This window comes from Paracoccus sulfuroxidans (assembly GCF_007830335.1).
GTDB classification, from domain to species: domain Bacteria; phylum Pseudomonadota; class Alphaproteobacteria; order Rhodobacterales; family Rhodobacteraceae; genus Paracoccus; species Paracoccus sulfuroxidans.
On the sequence record NZ_VLKU01000003.1, the window covers coordinates 90,927 to 109,095 of the forward strand.

The window sequence follows — 18,169 nt, forward strand, 5'->3', positions numbered from 1 at the left end:
CATGTGGTATGATCATGCCTGATTAGGCTGTTTTACGCTCAGAACCTGTGCAATATGAGCAAATATCTCGTGACGGGAACAAGTGTCACTAAAGTTCTGTTGGCGATTCGTAAACTATTGGCCAGTATAAAATTTGAAGCAGATCATTGTTGGAGTAAGAAACTGACCGGCATCCTGACAATCGGCGTCGTGATCGCGCTTATGAGCGCTGTGCTCGGCACGTTGGTGTTCGACCTGTCGTTCTTGAGTGCATTGTTGCTGTATTCCGTAACTGGCACCGGCGCCACGCTTTTTGTTGCATGGCGCCGGTTCATCTGCATGACGCAGCATGAAGAAATTTTGAAAGATAGCTGACCGACCGGTTCAGTAGCCGGTGCAGCGCAGGACCACCCCGACCGTGCGGGCGATGATCGAAGCGTCACCCGTGAAGCTGAGGTCGCGCGCATATTCGGCGTCGTAGGTGGCACGTGCAGCGAAGGTGCTGTCGTTGCGGTCCGAGATTTGCCACAGGCCCGTCACGCCGGGGCGCAGATGATAATAGTCTGCACCGGGGTAGAGTTGCGCTTGCTCGACCATCATCGGGCGCGGGCCCACGATGCTCATGTCACCCGAGAACACGTTCCAAAGCTGCGGCAGCTCGTCGAGCGAGGTCTTGCGCAGGAAGTGACCGAAGGAGGTGATCCGGGGATCCTTCTTCAGCTTCTGGGTCGAGTCCCACTCGGCACGCGCGGCCGGATCGGTCGCCAGGTATTCCTCCAGCCGCTTGTCGGCGTCGTGCACCATCGTGCGCAGCTTCCACAGACGGAAGTTGCGGCCCGAACGGCCGACGCGCATCTGCGAATAGAAGGGCTTTCCGCCCTGGCGCATCACGAAGAACGCCAGGATCAGAACCACCGGCAGAACGATGGGCAATACCAGAATGACCGCAAGAATATCGAGCGGTCGTTTAGCGAAGCGCGCGTAGATTGAGCGAACCCCCGTCGGTTGAGTCGTGGAGGGGTTTCCCCTCGTTTGCAGCACGGCTTCTGCCGAGGCATTATCGACCGAGATGTCTGTAGAGTGCCGCATATCATAAACCCGTAATAATCGGTACGAGATGCAGTATAGCTTGGCATTTATATAAAACTAGATCGAAACGCCCTGCTGACGAAAAGTACAGGTTACAGTAATATCAGTACCTTGCAACGTTTATCTCGAGTTGTTTTGGCAAGCTAACGTCGCGTAACATCGGGGTCGCATTAGCGCGCAATCACAAGATGTGCACGCAATGATTGTGTTTTGGATTTGAGCCGCAGTGGTGAACCGAAGGCATTGATTTATCGAATGCGTGTTCGATATGCTCCAAATGTCTTCAAATACAATTTGGAGTTGTATATTGATCGGAATCGCACAATTTCTGGCTGACGGCGTGTCGGCGTTTTTTATCGGGCATAGTCTGGTCAGCCCGACCTTGCCCGAAATGGTCGACGCCGTGCTGCCCGGACGTGTCGAATATCAGGTCATCAACGGCGCGCCGCTGCAGGTGCAATGGGAGGATTCGTCGGGGGCCGAGGGCGTGATTGGCCGTACCTGGCTGCCCGAACATCCGGTTGACGCGCTGGTTCTGACCGAGCGCATTCCGGTGGCCGAAACGGCGGAGTGGCACGACACCAACGGCTATGTGCGCAAATGGATCGACTTGGCGGCGCAGGGCAATCCCAAGGTGAAGCCCTATCTTTATGAAACATGGCAGGCTATGCCGCAGGGCGAGGGCGTGTCCATCGAGCCGTGGTTGCAGCAGATCCGCGACGATCTGCCGGTCTGGCAGGGCATCGCGGATGAGGCGACGCGAACGAACCCCGAGGGCGTGGCGCCGGTGCAGATCATCCCTGCCGGGCAGGGCATGATCCGTCTGCAGGAGGCGATCGAGGCGGGGCGCGTGCCCGGCGCGACCTCAATCACCGACTTTTTCCGCGACGATATTCACCCGACGGACAGCGGATTCTATTTCGTTACCATGGTGCATTACGCGGTGCTGACCGGCGAAAGCCCGGTGGGCCTGTCGCGGGTGCTGATGGGGAAATACGGGCCCTATCCCGCAATTCCTCGCGAACAGGCTCCGGTTCTGCAGGAGATTGCCTGGGAAACGGTGCAGAAATTCCAGGCGGGTGAGCGGCCCTAGCGTCCGCGCGCCCAGCCCTGCTGGCTGCGGCGCGCCCGGACGGCCAGCGCCACGGCGGTATAGGTGGCAAAGCCCAGAGGATCGCGCGTGGCCAGCCGCAGCAACTGCCCCTTGCCCGGCCGCACATGGCCCTGATTCGCCAGCAGTTCGGGGTAAAGACGGGCGATCTCGGCCACGCCCAGATCCTGACGCCGCCGCACCCGGACCAGCGTGCCGAAGCCTTCGACCAGTGGCCACTCATAGGGCTGATTGACCAAAATGCGCTCTGCCTCGGTGAATTGCAGGCGGACGAAGGTGTCATCCGAGATGATCGCCGGAAACTCACCCCATCGGCGGCGGCCAGCGGCATTCACCGCGAAGACGCCGGCCCCGGTCACGCCCTGCGCCACAAAGGGCAGCTTCTGCCAGAAACGCGCATAAGCGCGAGACACCGGGCTTTTCGACGCGGCGACCACTAGCCTTGCCCCCGCGTAAAGCGGCTGAGGCGGTTCAAGCACCCGGATCAGGCCAGAGATCACCCCCGGCGATGGGCGGACATCGGCGTCGAGATAGATGCGGATGCCGTCCCCGGCCAGCCGGTCGGCGTGGTTCAGCGCGCCGGGCTTGCCGCCCTGCGGCAGATCCTCGACCCGAAGGGCCCAATGACGGGCCGCGAAATCCGGGGTCAGGGCACGCGCCTTTGCGACCGTGTCGTCCTGACAGCCGTTCGCGACCACGATCACCTGCAAGGGCTCTGCGTAGTCCTGCGCCAGCAGGGATCGCAGGCAGTCCTGGATATATTCGCCCTCATCATGGGCCGGGATGATGACGGTCGGGGTGGTCATTTGTACTCGATCAGCCCCGCGCGCTTGCCCGACATCCGGCGCAGGTGAAACTCCAACACGCCGACCGCTTCGGGCAGTTTGCCGAGCAAGGTGAAGCTCGCCCGCGCCCAACGGTGCTGCGGCTCAGGGTCGCGCAACGCGATTCGGGCGATCTGCAGCGGAAAGATCGCCAGTGCGGCGAGGCAAAGCGGCGAGACGATGAGGCCCGCCAGAAGGATGGCCAGCAACAGCCCGCTCCAGAAGATCGACCGGCGGGTTTCGGTTTTCCAGAATTGCTCGGGGCCGCGCCGGTGACGCCATGAGACCTCGGCGAAGGCGTGGCCTGCGCGGCGCGATCTGCGCCACCACTGCGAAAACCGGGTCATGGCCGCGTCGTGAATGGTCATCGGCGTATCCAGCCGCGCGATCCCCCAACCGGCGCGGGCGACGCGCAGGCACATCTCTGGCTCTTCCCCGGCGATCAGCGAGGGGTCGAAGCCCGAGACCGCCTCCAGCGCCATGCGTCGGGCCAGCATATCGCCGCCGACCGCGCGCGCCGGTCCGACCGGCGTGTTCCATTCGGCGTCGCAGATGAGGTTATAGATCGACGCCTCGGGATGCAGTTCCCGGCGTCGTCCGGCGACGATGCCCAGCGCGGGGTCCGACTGCAGCGCCTGCAGGGCGGTGGTGATCCAGCCCTGCTCGACCTCGCAATCGCCATCAACGAACTGGACGAAGGCGGTCTCCTCCGCCTCGGCCATGCCTGCATTGCGGGCCCGCGCGGCGGTGAAGGGGATCGACATGTCCAACGAGACGACCTTGGCCCCCAGCCGTTCCGCCGCCTCGGCGCTACCGTCGGTTGAGCCCGAATCCACATAGATCACCCGGCGCACCTGCGGCAGCAGTGAGCGCAGGCAGCGCATCAGCCGCTCGCCCTCGTTCCGGCCGATGGCAATCGCCGTCACCTCGGCGGTCCCGGAGGTGCCAATGTGCTGCAGATTGTTGTGATCTGGCGTATTTCTGGTTGTCCCCGTCATGGCGCGGAAGCTAGCATGGCGCAAATACGGACGCCATCCGGCATGCTTCGCGGATGGCTGGCGCATGCATCTAATTGTTTGGAACGAGAAGGGCCGTGAACTTGAAGGCCGCGAGTAAGACCGCCCCGGCGAAGGCTGCCGATACGCCCGAGGACACCCGACCACAGGTCTCTGCCAGGGATTTGCGCCGCGAGGCAGCCAGCGCCGCTGCCGATGCGCAGCACACCAAGGAAATCGCGAAGCAATTCTCATTGCTCAGAACCCGGATGCTGCGTGAAATGCGCAACCGGGGCTGGCGTCGTCTGGCGGTGGTGCCGATCACGCGGGGCGCGGGGGGCACCTTTACCAGCGTGAATCTGGCGCTGGCGCTGGCGCGGCAATCGCAGACGCAGGTGATTCTGATCGATCTGGATCTGGGCAATCCGGGCGTGGCCGACCAGCTGGGCGTGCCGGGGCGCGGCCTGATCGGCGCGACGCTGCTGAAGGGCCAGCCGCTTGAGCAGATGGTCAGCCGCCTGACCGAGACCAAGAACCTTGCCGTTCTGGCGCCGGGCGCGCCCGAGCCGGGGGCGGCCGAACTGCTGCAGGATTACAGTTTCGTCTCGGAGCTTGAGCGCCTGACGAAAAGCCACCCGGCCGAGCTGGCGATTCTGGATTTCGCGCCGCTTCTGGGTGATGACACGGCGCTGGCGGCCCTGCCGCTGGCCGATGCGATCCTGCTGGTCGCCGATGGCCGCCGCACGACCGCGGCGCATATGCAGGAATGTGAACGTTTGCTGGCCGGGCTGCCCCCCGTCATGGGCGTCATCCTGAACAAGTCAGAAGATTAAGGGCCGCGCGCTGTGGGACCGATTCAATCGTTAGAAGACCTTATTTCCCTGGTGCGGCGGAGGCTGCCGCTGATCCTGACCCTGCTGGTGGTCGGCGGCCTGATCTCGATCTATCTCGCGGTGTCCTCGCCCCGCGTCTATGAGGCGGCGGCGGTCATCCAGATCGACACGCCCGCGATTGCCGACACCAGCAGCGATGCCTCGCTGCCCGCCTCGCGGCGCGTGCAGCTGATCGAGCAGCGCCTGATGGTGCGGGAAAACCTGTTGCAGGTGATCGAGCGTCACGGCCTCTTCGCCGATGCCCCGCAGCTGAGCGAAAGCCAGCGGATCGCGGCGCTGCGCAGCTCGACCCGGATCGAAAGCATCTCGGCCCCCGGCGTGACGGCGGATTCGCGCATGTCGCTGGCGGCTATCGTCATCACCTCGCAGGCGGAAACCTCGGCCACGGCGGCGGCGCTGGCCAATGATTTTGCCGACAGCGTCGTCAACCGCGACCGCGAGAACCGCGAGGGCCGCATTGTCGAGGCGCAGAACTATCTGACCTCCGAGGAGACACGCCTGAACGACGCGATTGCGGCGCATGACCGCAAGGTGGTCGAGTTCAGCTCTCAGAACGAGGATTCGCTGCCCGCCTCGCAGGAATATCTGCAGGCCGAGCTGACCCAGATTGCCGAAACCGAAACCACGCTTGAGCGCGATATCATGGCGCTGCAACGCGACCGTCTGGCGCTGGAGGCCACCAGCACGGGCGAGGATACGCGCCCCGCCGCCTCGCTGGTGCAGCAGATCCGCTCGGCCGAGGTCGAACTGGCGCAGGCCCGTCGCACGCTGGCGCCCGAGCATCCCGAGATCGCGCGGCTTGAGGCCAATCTGCAGCTGCTGCAGGCGGGCGGCGCGAACACCGGCGCTGTCGCGGTGCTGCGCCAGACCGAGCTGATCGATTCGCAGCTGAAGCAGCTTGCCGGTCAGAAGCTGACGCTGGAGACCCGCCGCATCGAGATCGAGCGCGCCCGCGCCCGCGCCCCGCAGGTCGGGCGTGAACTGGACGGGCTTGCCCGCGAACAGCAGCGCCTGCAGGACCGTTACGCCGAAATCTCGCGCCAGCTGGCGCAGGTCGAGGCCCAGCAGCTGCTGATGAAGAACGATCAGGCCGAGCAGTTCGTCCTGCTGGAGCGGGCGATTGCGCCGGAATATCCCGCCTCCTCGAACCGCAAGAAAAGTGCTGCCTTCGGCATGTTCGCCAGCATCGCGCTGGCACTGGGCGCGGCCTTCATCCTTGAATTCCTGAACCCGGTCCTGCGCCGCAGCAAGCAGTTCGAGAAAGCCGTGGGCACGCGGCCCATCGTCTCGCTGCCCTATCGGATGAGCGAGCGTGATTACAGGCGTCGCACCCGGCGTCGCATCTATATGGCGGTACTGCTGGTCTTCGGCTTTTTCGGGGCGCTGTGGCTGGCTGGAAAGATTCCGGGTCTGCCGTCACCGGGCGTCGTCAGCACACCCACGGACGGTCTGGGCTGATGAGCGATCAGGCGTCCTCGCCGGGCGAGGGTGACGCGCCCTCGGCCGCCAAACGCAGCGTGGCCTCGCGCGCCTTGGGCAGCGGGGCCTGGTCGGTCCTGAACTTCGGGACGGGGCAGGTGCTGCGGCTGGCCTCGAACCTGATCCTGACACGCCTGCTGATGCCCGATGATTTCGGCCTGATGGCGCTGGTCACCAGCTTCATGATCGGGCTCACGATGTTCAGCGACGTGGGCTTTGCCACCTCGATCATGCAAAGCAAGCGCGGCGATGACCCGGATTTTCTGGACACCGCCTGGACGCTGAAGATCATTCGCGGTGTGATGCTGTTCCTGACGGCGGTGGTGATCTCCTGGCCGCTGGCGCAGTTCTATGACGCGCCGATGTTTGCCTATGTGTTCCCGGTCACGGCGCTGTCGCTGCTCCTCGGGGGCTTTCTGCCGACGCGCATGGACAGCGCGGCGCGGCATATGCAGATCGGGCGGCTGACGGTTCTGGAGCTGACCAACCAGCTGATCGGTATGCTGATCACCATTGCCGCCGCGCTGATCCTGCAATCCGTCTGGGCACTCGTTTGGGGCAATGTGCTGGGCACGATCGTCCAGCTGATCACCTATCACCTGTTCCTGCCGGGTCACGTCAACCGCCTGCGCATGGAGCCCGCCGCGCGGGGCGAGCTGATCCATTTCGGCAAGTGGATATTTCTCAGCACGATCTGCGGCTTCATGCTGTTTCAGGGCGACCGGGTGATCCTGGGCCGCGTGCTGACGATGGAGCAGCTGGGGATCTACAACATCGGCCAGTTCCTTGCGACGGTTCCGGCGGTGCTGGGCGCGGCCATTGGCGGGCGCATCTTCGTTCCCATGTACCGCGACCACCCCCCGGGTGAAAGCGCCGGGAACTTCCGCTTCCTGTCGAAGGCGCGCAGCCTGCTGTCGCTGGTCCTGCTGTTCGGCGCGACGATTCTGGCGCTGACCGGGCCGTGGATCGTCGATTTCCTGTATGACGCGCGCTACGCGCTGGCGGGGGGCATTCTGGTCGCGATTGCCTGCATCCAGTTGTTGCAGGTCATTCCCATCAGCTACGACTATTCGGCGCTGGCGGCAGGGGACTCGCGCGCCTTCTTCATCATGCAATCGACGCGGGCCGCGATCTATGCGGTCTTTGTGCTGATCGGGGTCTGGTTTGCCGGGCTGCCGGGGCTGCTTCTGGGGCAGGCGCTGTCGCTCTTTGCCTGCTATCCGGTGCAGGTCTGGCTGGCGCGGCGGCACAAGGCCTGGGACCCGCTGCATGACGGGATCGCATTGGCCTATGCGCTGGCGGTCATTGCACTGGCCATGTGGCTTCACCACGGGATCGTCTCTGCGGCGCTGTGATCGCGCCGCAGAGTTTGTCAGCCGATCAGAACGGGCTGTCGGGGAAGTAGAAGCGCTGCGCGTTCTCGGGCGTGATCAGCTCGGACCCGATGATGAACCGGCCGGTCATCGGCGCGTTCGAGGTGAAGTGCAGCGCCGTCATCTCGATCGCGGAGGAGATCAGCGCCGGCGGATAGGTCACGTTCACCGGCAGTTGCGGGTCCTTCTCCATGATGCGCTTGACGATGTCCTTCATCCCGGCGCCGCCGATCACCCACATCTTGTCCTGACGGCCCGCCGCCGAGATGGCTTCCAGTACGCCCAGAGCCATGTCGTCATCCGCCGCCCAGACCGCGTCGATTTCCGGGTATTTCGACAGGTAGTCCTGCATCACGGTGAAAGCGTCGTCGCGGTTCCAGTTGCCGTGCTGCTTGTCGAGGATCTCGATCCCCGAGCCGTCCAGCGCCTTCTCGAAGGCCTCGACGCGCTCATTGTCCAGCGTCGTCGGGATGCCGCGCAGGATCACGATCTTCTTGCCGGATTCCAGATGGTTGCGGAAATATTCACCCGCGACACGACCGAAGGCGGTGTTGTCGCCCGCGACATAGAGGTCCTCGATGCCTTCTTCCGACAGGCCACGGTCGACGACGGTGACGAACTTACCCGCATCCTTGACCGATTTGACCGGGGCGGTCAGCGGCTCGGATTCGAAGGGCAGCACGACCAGCGCGTCGATGTTGCGCGCGGCGACCATGTCTTCGATGTCATTGACCTGCTTGGAGGCATCGCCCGCCGTGGTCAGCACGAATTCAAGGTTCGGATAGGTCGTGCCCAGCCGCTTGATGGTTTCCTGCGCGTGCCAGTTCAGGCCGCCCATGAAGCCATGCGTGGCCGAAGGGATCGAGACGCCGATCACCTTCTTTTCGCCGTCCTGCGCCATGGCAAGGCCGGCGGTTCCCGCCAGAAGGGCCGCAACCAGCGGCAGTTTCAACAGGTTTCTGCGGATCATTCGGTCATTACCTCCCATGAGTTACCGCGCGTTGGCGGCCGAATTCCCTCGCTGCAAGACGACAGCAAGCACGATGATGACACCCTGGATCGCCCCGTTCAGATAGGGGCTGACGATGGATGTCAGGTTCAGGATATTATCGATGAAGGACAGGATCAGGACGCCCACCACGGTGCCCCAGACGCGGCCCGTGCCGCCCTTCAGCGCCGTGCCGCCGATGATGACCGAGGCGATGGCCTCAAGCTCCCACAGCATGCCGGTCGAGCCCGAGGCCGATCCAAGGCGCGGCACGTAAAGAATGGTCGCAAGCCCCACCAGACCGCCCAGCAGCACATAGGTCATCAGCTTGACGCGGTTCACGTCCACGGCCGAGTAATGCGCCACCCGGTCGTTCGAGCCGATGGCCTCGACATGGCGGCCAAAGCGCGTGTTGCGCATGGCATATTGGCCGAGGATCGCGACCAGCGCGAAGACGATGATCGGCCAGGTGATCCCCAGAATGCCCGAGTAATAGACCGGCCGATAGAGCGTGCGCATGTCCGAGGCGAGGCTCAGCGTGCCGCCATCGGCGATCCATGTCACCAGTGAGCGATAGATGCCCATGGTGCCAAGGGTGACGATGAAGGGCTCGATCCGGGCCTTGGTGACCAGAAGCCCGTTGATCAGCCCGGCGGCCAGACCGCCCAGCAGCGCGACCCCCATGCCCAGCAGGATCGTGCCCCAGTTGGTGCCGGTGATCGGCGCCAGCGTGTTCATCGCCAGAATGGTGATGCCCGCCAGAAAGGCCGCCATCGAGCCGACCGAGAGGTCAAGCCCGCCCGAGGTGATGACGAAGGTCATCCCCACCGCGATCAGCCCGATGAAGGCCGAGCGCGCCAGCACGTTGATGAGGTTCGCCTCGGCCAGCAGCGCGGGGTTTTTCATCGCCCCAAGCGCGATCAGCACGATCAGGGCGATCAGCGGGCCGAGGGTATGGAAATTGATCTTCATGCGGCACCTGCCCCTGTCGTCTCGCTGCTGCCGACGCCCATGGCCAGCCGCACGATATTGTCCTCGTTGATCTCGTCGCCCGTGACCTCGCCTGCGATCCGGCCCTGACGCATGACCAGCACGCGGTCGGCCAGCCCCATCACCTCGCTGAGTTCGGACGAGATGACGATGACGCTGTGCCCCTGCGCGACCAGCGTCCGGATGAAGGCATAGATCTGCTGCTTGGTGCCGACGTCGATGCCGCGCGTCGGCTCGTCGATGACGATGATGCGCGGCTGGGTCAGCATGGTCTTGGCCAGCAGAAGTTTCTGCTGGTTGCCGCCCGAAAGATTGCCGACCGGCAGATCGCGCGAGGGCGCACGGATGTCGAATTCCTGAATGGCGCGGTCAAGCGCCGCCTGTTCGGCGCGCTGATCGATGTGGATGCGGCCGAATTTCTCCAGCGCGGCCAAGGTCAGGTTCTCGCGCAGCGATTTCGTCAGCAAAAGGCCCGCTTCCTTGCGGTCCTCGGTCAGATAGGCCAGCCCCGCCCGCGCCGCATCGCGCGGGGTGCGGATCGAGATGGGCTTGCCGTCAATCCGGATCTCGCCCGAGGCGCGGCGCAGCCCGGCCAGCCCCTCGGCCAGTTCGGTGCGGCCTGCGCCGACCAGACCCGCGATGCCCAGAACCTCGCCCCGGCGCAGGGTGAAGCTCGCGTCATGGACCTTGCCGGGAACATTCAGCCCCCGCACCTCCAGCGCAGGCTGATCGGCGGGATCGCCCTTGGGCGGGAAGAAATCGGTCAGCTCGCGGCCCACCATGGCGGTGGCCATGCCGTCCTCGGTCAGCTCACCCCGCATCGCCTTGCGCACGACCGAGCCGTCGCGCAGCACGGTGACGCGGTCGGCCAGATGCGTGACCTCATCCAGACGGTGCGAGCAGAACATCAGCGCCACGCCTGCATTGCGCAGCCGCTCGACCTGATCGTAAAGCGCACCGACCTCGCGATGGGTCAGGACGGCACTGGGCTCATCCATGATCAGCACGCGGGCGTCGCGCGACAGCGCCTTGGCGATCTCGACCATCTGGCGGTCCGGCACCGAAAGGTCGCGGATCAGCGCATCGGGCGAGATCTTGCTGTGCAGCCGCTCCAGCAGGGCCGCCGTCGCCTCGCGCATGGCGCGGTGGTCCAGCCGCCAATGGCCCAGTTCGCGCCCCAGAAAGACGTTGGCGGCGACCGAAAGGTCCTGCGCCAGGTTGAATTCCTGATGGATCACGATGATCCCGGCCGCCTCGGCCTCGGTGCTGCTGGCGAAGGTGACGGGCTGGCCGTCCAGCAGGATCTGCCCGCCGGTCGGGGCCAGAAACCCGCCCAGCGTCTTCATGATGGTGGATTTGCCCGCGCCGTTTTCGCCGATTAGCGCGTGCACCTCGCCCGCGTAAAGGGCCAGGTCGATGCCGTGCAGAACCTCGATGGGTCCGAAGCTTTTGGTAACGCCGTCAAGGGCAAGGACCGGGGTCATGGCGTCACCTTCGTCCATTGGCCGTCATGGCGCGAGGAGACCTGCGCCGCCCGCAGGAAGGCCATGCCGGACAGCCCGTCCTGCAGTCCCGGAATGCGCTCAGCGTGCCGGTCGTCGCCCCGGATGACGGCGGCGATATCGCTGTAAAGATTGGCGAATCCCTCCAGATATCCCTCGGGGTGGCCCGGCGGCGTGCGGAAGGATTGCGAGCGGTCCTGCGCCCGCGTCAAAATGCGCGGCGGCTGGTTCTTGGGCGTGTGGATCAGGCGCTCGGGCGTCTCCTGCGCCCATTCCAGCGCCCCGTCCGAGCCGAACAGCCGCAGCGTCAGCCGGTTTTCGCAGCCGACCGCGACCTGACTGGCCCAGATGCCGCCGCGCGCGCCGCTGGCATAGCGCAGCGCAATGCGGGCATCGTCATCGATGGGACGGCCCGGCACTATGCTGGAAAGTTCGGCCGACAGCGCCTCGGGCGTCTCTCCGGTCACGAATTGCGCGAGTTGCCAGGCGTGGGTGCCGATGTCGCCAATGGCTCCGGCGCCCGCGCGGGCGGGGTCGGTGCGCCATTCGGCCTGCTTGCCGTCGGCGGGATCGGCCAGCCAGCCCTGCAGATATTCGACCTGCACCAGCCGCAGCCTGCCGATGGCCCCTTCGGCCACCAGCGCGCGCGCCTCGCGCACCAAGGGCAGGGCGCAATAGTTATGGGTCAGGAAGAACCGCGCGCCCGAGGCCTCTGCCGCCTGCGCGATGGCCTGCGCCTGTTCCTGCGTGGCGGCCAGCGGTTTGTCGCAGATGACATGAATGCCCGCATTCAGGAATGCGATGGCCGGACCTGCGTGCAGATGATTGGGGGTGACGATGCTGACGGCGCGGATGCCGTCGGGGCGGGCGGCCTCGGCCACGGCCATGTCCTCATAACTGACATAGCTGCGCGCGATCCCCAGTTCCTCGGCCGAGGCGCGGGCGCGGGCTGGGTCCGAGGACAACGCCCCCGCAACCAGCGCGAATTGCCCGTCCATCCGCGCGGCGATGCGGTGGATGCCGCCGATGAAGGCCCCCGCGCCGCCGCCGACCATGCCAAGGGGGATCGGTGTCATAGCCCAAGCGCCTTGTTGATCGCCTGCTGATTGACGGCGCCTGCGGCGAAATCGTCGAATGCATGCGGGGTGACGCGGATGATGTGGTCGCGAACGAAGGCCGCGCCTTCGCGGGCCCCGTCCTCGGGGTGTTTCAGGGCGCATTCCCATTCGACCACGGCCCAGCCCTCGAAATCATACTGCGCCAGTTTCGAGAAGATCGAGCGGAAGTCCACTTGCCCGTCGCCGAGGCTGCGGAAGCGCCCGGCGCGATCCACCCATGACTGGAAGCCGCCATAAACACCCTGACGGCCGGTCGGATTGAATTCGGCATCCTTGACGTGGAACATGCGGATCCGCTGGTGATAGATGTCGATGTTCTGAAGATAGTCGAGCTGCTGCAACAGGTAATGCGACGGATCGTACAGCATATTGGCGCGATTGTGCTGACCGACACGGTCAAGGAACATCTCGAAGGTCACGCCGTCATGCAGATCCTCGCCCGGGTGGATCTCATAGCAGATGTCGACGCCATGCGTCTCGGCCAGATCCAGCAGCGGCCGCCAGCGGGTGGCCAGCGTGTCGAAGGCAGTCTCGACCAGACCCGGCGCGCGCTGCGGCCAGGGGTAAAGATAGGGCCAGGCCAGCGCGCCGGAAAACGTGGCCATCGCGCTAAGGCCAAGGGCGGCGCTGGCGCGGATGGTCTTGGCGACCTGATCCTCGGCCCATGCCTGCCGCGCTTTCGGGTTGCCGTGAACGGCCGCAGGGGCAAAGGCGTCGAAGGCCGCATCATAGGCGGGGTGCACGGCGACCAGCTGGCCCTGCAGATGGCAGGAAAGCTCGGTGACCGCGACGCCGTTCTGCCGGGCGATGCCCAGAAACTCATCCCGGTAGGCGGGCGAATCAACGGCAAGGTCCAGATCCAGGATCGAGGGTACGTTGGTCGGCACCTGAACTCCGGCATAGCCCAGCCCGGCCGCCCATTTCGTGATGTCATTCCAGTTGTTGAACGGCGCCTTGTCCGAGATGAACTGCGCCAGAAACAGCGCAGGACCCTGCATCGTCTTCATCGTTAATCCCCCAGTCGGCCCACTAAGAATGCACGCAATGTAATCGATTGCAAGACGCTTGTGTGACTGACCCGACCTGCTTAATCATTATCATATGAGCGATGAACGCAGAACCACGGGAACGACACGGGCCGGACCCACGCGACTGGCCGATGTCGCGCGGCTTGCCGGGGTCTCTCCGGCGACGGTCAGCCGCGTGCTGTCGCGCCCGGGCATGGTCGCCGATGCGACGCGCGATGCGGTGATGGAGGCGATCCGCACCTCGGGCTACCGCCTCAATCATGCCGCGCGGAACCTGCGCAAACAGCGGACCGGAGCCATCGTGGCGCTGGTGCCGAACCTCGCGAACCCGTTTTTCGCCAAGATCCTTGCGGGCATGGGCCGCACGCTTGAGGTCGCGGGCTATGACCTGTTGGTCGCCGACACCCAGTCGGAAAGCGGACGGCACCGGGCGCTCGCGCGCTTTCTGGACCCCTCACGCGCGGATGGCGTCATCCTGCTGGACGGGCTGGTCGGCGCGCAGGAACTGCTGGACCTGCACCGTGGCCCGCCTCTGGTCATGGCCTGCGAATGGATCGAGGGCAGCGACCTGCCGCGCGTCGTTCTGGACAATGCCGCAGGTGCCGCGATGGCCGCCGAACATCTGAAATCGCTGGGCCATCGGCGCATCGCCTGCATCGGCGGCCCGACCCGCAACGTCCTGCACATCACCCGCATGCAAGGGGTCGAGCGCGTGCTGGGGCCCGAGGGCTACATGATGATCGCCGGGGATTTCACGCTGGAGAGCGGCAACAGGGCAGGGCGGCTGTGGCGCGAATTGCCGCCCGACCGGCGACCGACCGGGGTGATCTCCTTCTCGGATGAGATGGCCTGCGCCTTCATCTCGGACCTGCAGCGGCACGGTTTCGTCGTGCCGCGCGACGTCTCGGTCGTGGGCTTCGATGATATCGAGCTGGTCTCGCACCTGACCCCGGCGCTGACCACGATCCGCCAGCCCAAGCGCGAGATCGGGCGGCTGGCCGCCACCACCATCCTGACTCTGGTCGAGGGGCGCGACGCGCCCGAATGCGTGACCATCGCGCCCGAGCTGATGCTGCGCGCTTCAACCGCGCCGCCAAGCCCCGGAAACAGCGGCTGAGTCCCACTGACGCCCGTCAAATCACGAAGTTTCCCGCTCGGTGAGGTATTTCTCATTTGAGCAAATTTGTCTGCGGCGGTATGCAGTCCCAGCTTCAGGAGGACGACATGAGCGACGACAACACCCCCCGCAAATCCCGCATCACACGTGAAGAGGCGCTGGCCTATCACATGGAGCCGCGGCCGGGGAAGTTTGATGTCGTCGCCTCGACCCCCATGGCGACGCAGCGCGACCTGTCGCTGGCCTATTCGCCGGGCGTGGCCGTGCCGGTCGAGGCGATCGCCGCCAACCCCGAAACCGCCTATGACTATACCGTCAAGGGCAACATGGTCGCCGTGGTGTCGAACGGCACCTCGATCCTGGGGCTGGGCAATCTGGGCGCGCTGGCCTCGAAACCGGTGATGGAGGGCAAGGCGGTGCTCTTCAAGCGCTTCGCCGACGTGAACGCCATCGACATCGAGCTGGACACCGAGGACGCCGATGAGATCATCAAGGCCGTCCACCTGATGTCGCCCACCTTCGGCGGCATCAATCTTGAAGACATCAAGGCGCCCGAATGCTTCATCATCGAGCAGCGCCTGAAAGAGCTCTGCGACATCCCCGTCTTCCACGACGACCAGCACGGCACCGCCGTGATCTGTGCCGCAGGGCTGATCAACGCGCTGGAGATGTCGGGCAAGAAGATCGAGGACGTGCGCATCGTCCTGAACGGCGCGGGCGCGGCGGGCATCGCCTGTCTGGAACTGGTCAAGGCCATGGGCGCGCGCCAGGAAAACTGCATCATGTGCGACACCAAGGGCGTGATCTATCAGGGACGCACCGAGGGCATGAACCAGTGGAAATCGGCTCATGCCGTCGTGACCGAGGCGCGGACGCTGGATGATGCGATGCGGGGGGCCGATGTGTTCCTGGGCGTCTCGGCCAAGGGGGCGGTCACGCCTGCGATGGTGCAGTCGATGGCCGACAATCCGGTGATCTTCGCCATGGCGAACCCCGATCCCGAGATTACCCCGGAAGAGGCCCATGCCGTCCGTCCCGACGCCATCGTTGCGACCGGCCGCAGCGATTATCCGAACCAGGTCAACAACGTTCTGGGCTTCCCCTATCTGTTCCGGGGCGCGCTGGACATCCACGCCCGCGCCATCAACGATGAGATGAAGATTGCCTGCGCCCGCGCGCTGGCCCAGCTGGCGCGCGAGGACGTGCCCGATGAGGTCGCCGTCGCCTATGGCCGCAAGCTGCAGTTCGGCCGCGATTACATCATCCCGACGCCCTTCGATCCGCGCCTGATCCACGTCATTCCTCCGGCCGTCGCGCAGGCGGGGATGGAGACCGGCGTTGCCCGCCGCCCGATCATCGACATGGAGGGTTATGTCCAGTCGCTGAAGGCGCGGATGGACCCGACGGCGGCCATTCTGCAAGGCATCCACGCGCGCGCGCGTCAGGCGCAGGCTCGCATGATCTTCGCCGAGGGCGACGACCCGCGCGTGCTGCGCGCCGCCGTCGCCTGGCAGCGGGGCGGCATGGGCACCTCCCTTGTCGTCGGGCGCGAGAATGACGTGAAAGAGAAGCTGGAAGCCGCAGGCATGGGCGATGCCGCGCGCGAACTGACCATCGTGAACGCCAGCAATTCCCGACATCTGGACCAGTATCATGACGCGCTTTATGCCCGGCTGCAGCGCAAGGGCTTCGACCGCGAGGATTCGAACAAGCTGGTCAACCGCGACCGCCATGTCTTTGCATCGCTGATGCTGATGCATGGCCATGGCGACGGGCTGGTGACCGGTGCTACGCGCAAGAACGCGCATGTCCTGTCGCAGATCGGACGCGTCTATGATGTGACGCCGGCTGACGGCGCCGTCGGCATCACCGCCGTGCTGCACAATGGCCGGGTGATCCTGATGGGCGACACGCTGGTCCATGAATGGCCCGAGGCCGAGGATCTGGCCGATATCGCCACGCGCGGCGCGCATGTCGCCCGTGGGCTGGGGCTGGAGCCGCGGGTGGCTTTCCTCTCCTTCTCGAACTTCGGCTATCCGGTCAGCGAACGCGCCGTGAAGATGGCCAATGCCACCGAGGTTCTGGACCGGCGCGGCGTTGATTTCGAGTATGAGGGCGAAATGACTGTCGACGTGGCGCTGAACCCGGCGCAGGCGGCGAAATTCCCGTTCTCGCGTCTGACGGGTCCGGCAAACGTCATGGTGGTTCCGGCGCGGCACTCGGCCTCGATCTCGGTCAAGCTGTTGCAGGAAATGGCCGGGGCGACGGTCATCGGGCCGATCCTGACGGGCGTGCCGCAGCCGATCCAGATCTGCTCGACCGTGTCGACGGTGAACGACATCCTGAACATGGCCGCGATTGCAGCGGGCAAGCTGGGTCAGGTTCGTTAATCAGACGTTGGAGCCTGCCCCGGAAAAATCCGGGGCAGGGCGGTTTTTCAGGCGAAGGTGAAATCGTCCGCACCAAGAAGCCTGTGGTCGAAATTTGTAAGCGTGATCGAGACATTGCCGAAGCTGATGCGTGCATCCGCGCCAAGGTCAGTGATCGTAAGCTGATTGAAGGATTTCGGGCCGCCCTGAATGGTGATGCGGTCCTGCAAGTCGGTGAAATCGGTAATCCGGTCATTGCCGTCGCCAAGCGCGAAGACAAAGCGGTCCTGCCCCTGACCGCCGGTCAGCGTGTCGTTACCCAGACCGCCGCGCAGGGTGTCATTCCCGGCACCGCCCAGCAGCCGGTCATTCCCGCCCAGACCCCACAGCAGATCCTGCCCCGCGCCACCGTCCAGCGTATTGGCCAGGGCGCTTCCATAAAGCACGTCATTGCCCGCGCCCGAGATGACATTCTCGACGTTGCGGATGATGTCGGTGCCTTGTCCGGTGACCTGCGCCGTGGTCTGGAAAAGGTTCACCTTGATCGCTGCCGTGCCGGTGAAGCGCAGAGTGTCGATGCCCGAGCCGCCGTCGATCAGGTCGTTGCCAAGCCCGCCATCCAGTACGTCGTTCCCGGTGCCGCCGTCCAACTTATCCGCCCCGGCACCACCGGAAAGAGTGTCCGACCCGGCCATGCCCAACAAGATGTTGTTGCCCGCATTGCCGGTGATCGCGTTTGACAGACCATTGCCGGTGCCGTTGAGCGCGGCCTGACCCATCAATGTCAGATCTTCCAGATTCGATCCGAGCGTCCAGCTGATCGAGCTTTGCACCAGATCGCGCGGGTTCGGGACGTTCTGGAAGAAGGGCACGAAGCTTTCCTGGATCTGATCCAGAAGCGAGTTCACGACATAGGTGTCCGCCCCGTCGCCGCCGACCATCGTGTCGGCTCCAAGGCCGCCATCCAGCAGGTTACCGCCACTCCCGCCGACCAGCCGGTCATTTCCGGCCCCACCGCGCAGGGTGTTGTAGCCGTCGCCGATCCAGGCATCCAGAAGGTCATTGCCGTCACCGCCGTCCAGCAGGTTGCCCGAGGCCCCGCCCTTCAGCGTGTCATGCCCAAGCCCACCGATCAGATGGTTGTAGTGCAGAAACGCGCCCTCCAAATAGTCGTCTCCGGCAAGACCGTTCATCTGTACGGTGTCGGTGAAAGGGAAGAGATTGGGCGCGATCAGCCGATCGTTTCGCGCTGTACCATTGATGATTCTGGGCATGTCTGTACCTGAGAACGAAGTTAGCCCCAGCCTAGCCCGC

General features: G+C 64.7%; 16 protein-coding genes. 7 read left to right on the plus strand and 9 right to left on the minus strand.

Annotation, left to right across the window (positions count from 1 at the left end; translation table 11 throughout):
• Positions 1 to 54: 54 nt before the first annotated feature.
• Positions 55 to 354 carry a hypothetical protein gene (locus IQ24_RS05340; protein WP_145396779.1) on the plus strand — a complete coding sequence of 100 codons (300 nt, stop codon included), beginning with the start codon at positions 55 to 57 and terminating at the stop codon, positions 352 to 354.
• Between the two features lie 9 nt (positions 355 to 363).
• Here IQ24_RS05340 and IQ24_RS05345 read toward each other — a convergent pair whose 3' ends face one another.
• Positions 364 to 1,068 (minus strand): sugar transferase, encoded by a 705-nt coding sequence (locus IQ24_RS05345; RefSeq protein WP_145396780.1) that lies wholly within the window; start codon positions 1,066 to 1,068, stop codon positions 364 to 366.
• Positions 1,069 to 1,408: 340 nt separating this feature from the next.
• Here IQ24_RS05345 and IQ24_RS05350 point away from each other — a divergent pair, with 340 nt between their 5' ends.
• On the plus strand, positions 1,409 to 2,161 hold the full coding sequence (locus IQ24_RS05350; RefSeq protein WP_242007929.1) for a hypothetical protein: 753 nt from the start codon (positions 1,409 to 1,411) through the stop codon (positions 2,159 to 2,161).
• Here the strand turns inward: IQ24_RS05350 and IQ24_RS05355 are convergent.
• Together IQ24_RS05355 and IQ24_RS05360 are read right to left on the minus strand one after the other, a co-directional pair.
• Positions 2,158 to 2,985: a glycosyltransferase family 2 protein gene (locus tag IQ24_RS05355; RefSeq protein ID WP_145396782.1), complete on the minus strand. Its 828-nt coding sequence runs from the start codon at positions 2,983 to 2,985 to the stop codon at positions 2,158 to 2,160. The two genes, IQ24_RS05350 and IQ24_RS05355, sit on opposite strands and share 4 nt — an antisense overlap.
• On the minus strand, positions 2,982 to 4,001 hold the full coding sequence (locus tag IQ24_RS05360; RefSeq protein WP_145396783.1) for a glycosyltransferase family 2 protein: 1,020 nt from the start codon (positions 3,999 to 4,001) through the stop codon (positions 2,982 to 2,984). Before IQ24_RS05360 ends, IQ24_RS05355 begins: the two co-directional genes overlap by 4 nt.
• Before the next feature lie 95 nt (positions 4,002 to 4,096).
• Here IQ24_RS05360 and IQ24_RS05365 point away from each other — a divergent pair, with 95 nt between their 5' ends.
• From IQ24_RS05365 to IQ24_RS05375, 3 genes are read left to right on the plus strand one after another with little or no spacing between them, the layout of a single operon-like run.
• A complete protein-coding gene (locus tag IQ24_RS05365; RefSeq protein ID WP_145396784.1) occupies positions 4,097 to 4,831 on the plus strand; it encodes a P-loop NTPase family protein in 735 nt (244 codons plus the stop codon).
• A 51-nt stretch (positions 4,832 to 4,882) separates the two neighbouring features.
• On the plus strand, positions 4,883 to 6,349 hold the full coding sequence (locus IQ24_RS05370; protein ID WP_242007931.1) for a GumC family protein: 1,467 nt from the start codon (positions 4,883 to 4,885) through the stop codon (positions 6,347 to 6,349).
• A complete protein-coding gene (locus tag IQ24_RS05375; protein WP_145396785.1) occupies positions 6,349 to 7,725 on the plus strand; it encodes an oligosaccharide flippase family protein in 1,377 nt (458 codons plus the stop codon). Before IQ24_RS05370 ends, IQ24_RS05375 begins: the two co-directional genes overlap by 1 nt.
• A 25-nt stretch (positions 7,726 to 7,750) precedes the next feature.
• On the opposite strand, the gene IQ24_RS05380 is transcribed toward IQ24_RS05375, so the two are convergent.
• From IQ24_RS05380 to IQ24_RS05400, 5 genes are read right to left on the minus strand one after another with little or no spacing between them, the layout of a single operon-like run.
• Positions 7,751 to 8,713 carry an ABC transporter substrate-binding protein gene (locus IQ24_RS05380; protein ID WP_145396786.1) on the minus strand — a complete coding sequence of 321 codons (963 nt, stop codon included), beginning with the start codon at positions 8,711 to 8,713 and terminating at the stop codon, positions 7,751 to 7,753.
• Positions 8,714 to 8,734: 21 nt separating this feature from the next.
• On the minus strand, positions 8,735 to 9,703 hold the full coding sequence (locus IQ24_RS05385; RefSeq protein ID WP_145396787.1) for an ABC transporter permease: 969 nt from the start codon (positions 9,701 to 9,703) through the stop codon (positions 8,735 to 8,737).
• Complete coding sequence (locus IQ24_RS05390; RefSeq protein ID WP_422386262.1) at positions 9,700 to 11,223, minus strand: sugar ABC transporter ATP-binding protein; 1,524 nt, start codon at positions 11,221 to 11,223, stop codon at positions 9,700 to 9,702. Before IQ24_RS05390 ends, IQ24_RS05385 begins: the two co-directional genes overlap by 4 nt.
• A complete protein-coding gene (locus IQ24_RS05395) occupies positions 11,202 to 12,299 on the minus strand; it encodes a Gfo/Idh/MocA family protein (protein ID WP_145396789.1) in 1,098 nt (365 codons plus the stop codon). Before IQ24_RS05395 ends, IQ24_RS05390 begins: the two co-directional genes overlap by 22 nt.
• The gene (locus tag IQ24_RS05400) at positions 12,296 to 13,348 is read right to left on the minus strand and encodes a sugar phosphate isomerase/epimerase family protein (protein ID WP_145396790.1); all 1,053 of its coding nucleotides are present in this window, start codon (positions 13,346 to 13,348) and stop codon (positions 12,296 to 12,298) included. The genes IQ24_RS05395 and IQ24_RS05400 overlap by 4 nt, the downstream gene beginning before the upstream one ends.
• Positions 13,349 to 13,442: 94 nt before the next feature.
• Between IQ24_RS05400 and IQ24_RS05405 the strand changes: the two genes are divergently transcribed.
• Together IQ24_RS05405 and IQ24_RS05410 are read left to right on the plus strand one after the other, a co-directional pair.
• Positions 13,443 to 14,486 (plus strand): LacI family DNA-binding transcriptional regulator, encoded by a 1,044-nt coding sequence (locus IQ24_RS05405; protein ID WP_145396791.1) that lies wholly within the window; start codon positions 13,443 to 13,445, stop codon positions 14,484 to 14,486.
• Positions 14,487 to 14,593: 107 nt separating this feature from the next.
• Positions 14,594 to 16,876 carry an NADP-dependent malic enzyme gene (locus IQ24_RS05410; protein WP_145396792.1) on the plus strand — a complete coding sequence of 761 codons (2,283 nt, stop codon included), beginning with the start codon at positions 14,594 to 14,596 and terminating at the stop codon, positions 16,874 to 16,876.
• Between the two features lie 47 nt (positions 16,877 to 16,923).
• Here IQ24_RS05410 and IQ24_RS05415 read toward each other — a convergent pair whose 3' ends face one another.
• Positions 16,924 to 18,129: a calcium-binding protein gene (locus IQ24_RS05415; RefSeq protein WP_145396793.1), complete on the minus strand. Its 1,206-nt coding sequence runs from the start codon at positions 18,127 to 18,129 to the stop codon at positions 16,924 to 16,926.
• Between the last annotated feature and the right edge of the window lie 40 nt (positions 18,130 to 18,169).

Excerpts from the sequence above, each read along its gene's own strand:
- IQ24_RS05340 (WP_145396779.1), top strand. The coding sequence starts at position 55 with ATGAGCAAATATCTCGTGACGGGAACAAGTGTCACTAAAGTTCTGTTG.
- IQ24_RS05345 (WP_145396780.1), bottom strand. The coding sequence starts at position 1,068 with ATGCGGCACTCTACAGACATCTCGGTCGATAATGCCTCGGCAGAAGCC.
- IQ24_RS05355 (WP_145396782.1), bottom strand. The coding sequence starts at position 2,985 with ATGACCACCCCGACCGTCATCATCCCGGCCCATGATGAGGGCGAATAT.
- IQ24_RS05360 (WP_145396783.1), bottom strand. The coding sequence starts at position 4,001 with ATGACGGGGACAACCAGAAATACGCCAGATCACAACAATCTGCAGCAC.
- IQ24_RS05375 (WP_145396785.1), top strand. The coding sequence starts at position 6,349 with ATGAGCGATCAGGCGTCCTCGCCGGGCGAGGGTGACGCGCCCTCGGCC.
- IQ24_RS05380 (WP_145396786.1), bottom strand. The coding sequence starts at position 8,713 with ATGATCCGCAGAAACCTGTTGAAACTGCCGCTGGTTGCGGCCCTTCTG.
- IQ24_RS05385 (WP_145396787.1), bottom strand. The coding sequence starts at position 9,703 with ATGAAGATCAATTTCCATACCCTCGGCCCGCTGATCGCCCTGATCGTG.
- IQ24_RS05390 (WP_422386262.1), bottom strand. The coding sequence starts at position 11,223 with ATGGACGAAGGTGACGCCATGACCCCGGTCCTTGCCCTTGACGGCGTT.
- IQ24_RS05395 (WP_145396789.1), bottom strand. The coding sequence starts at position 12,299 with ATGACACCGATCCCCCTTGGCATGGTCGGCGGCGGCGCGGGGGCCTTC.
- IQ24_RS05400 (WP_145396790.1), bottom strand. The coding sequence starts at position 13,348 with ATGAAGACGATGCAGGGTCCTGCGCTGTTTCTGGCGCAGTTCATCTCG.
- IQ24_RS05405 (WP_145396791.1), top strand. The coding sequence starts at position 13,443 with ATGAGCGATGAACGCAGAACCACGGGAACGACACGGGCCGGACCCACG.
- IQ24_RS05410 (WP_145396792.1), top strand. The coding sequence starts at position 14,594 with ATGAGCGACGACAACACCCCCCGCAAATCCCGCATCACACGTGAAGAG.
- IQ24_RS05415 (WP_145396793.1), bottom strand. The coding sequence starts at position 18,129 with ATGCCCAGAATCATCAATGGTACAGCGCGAAACGATCGGCTGATCGCG.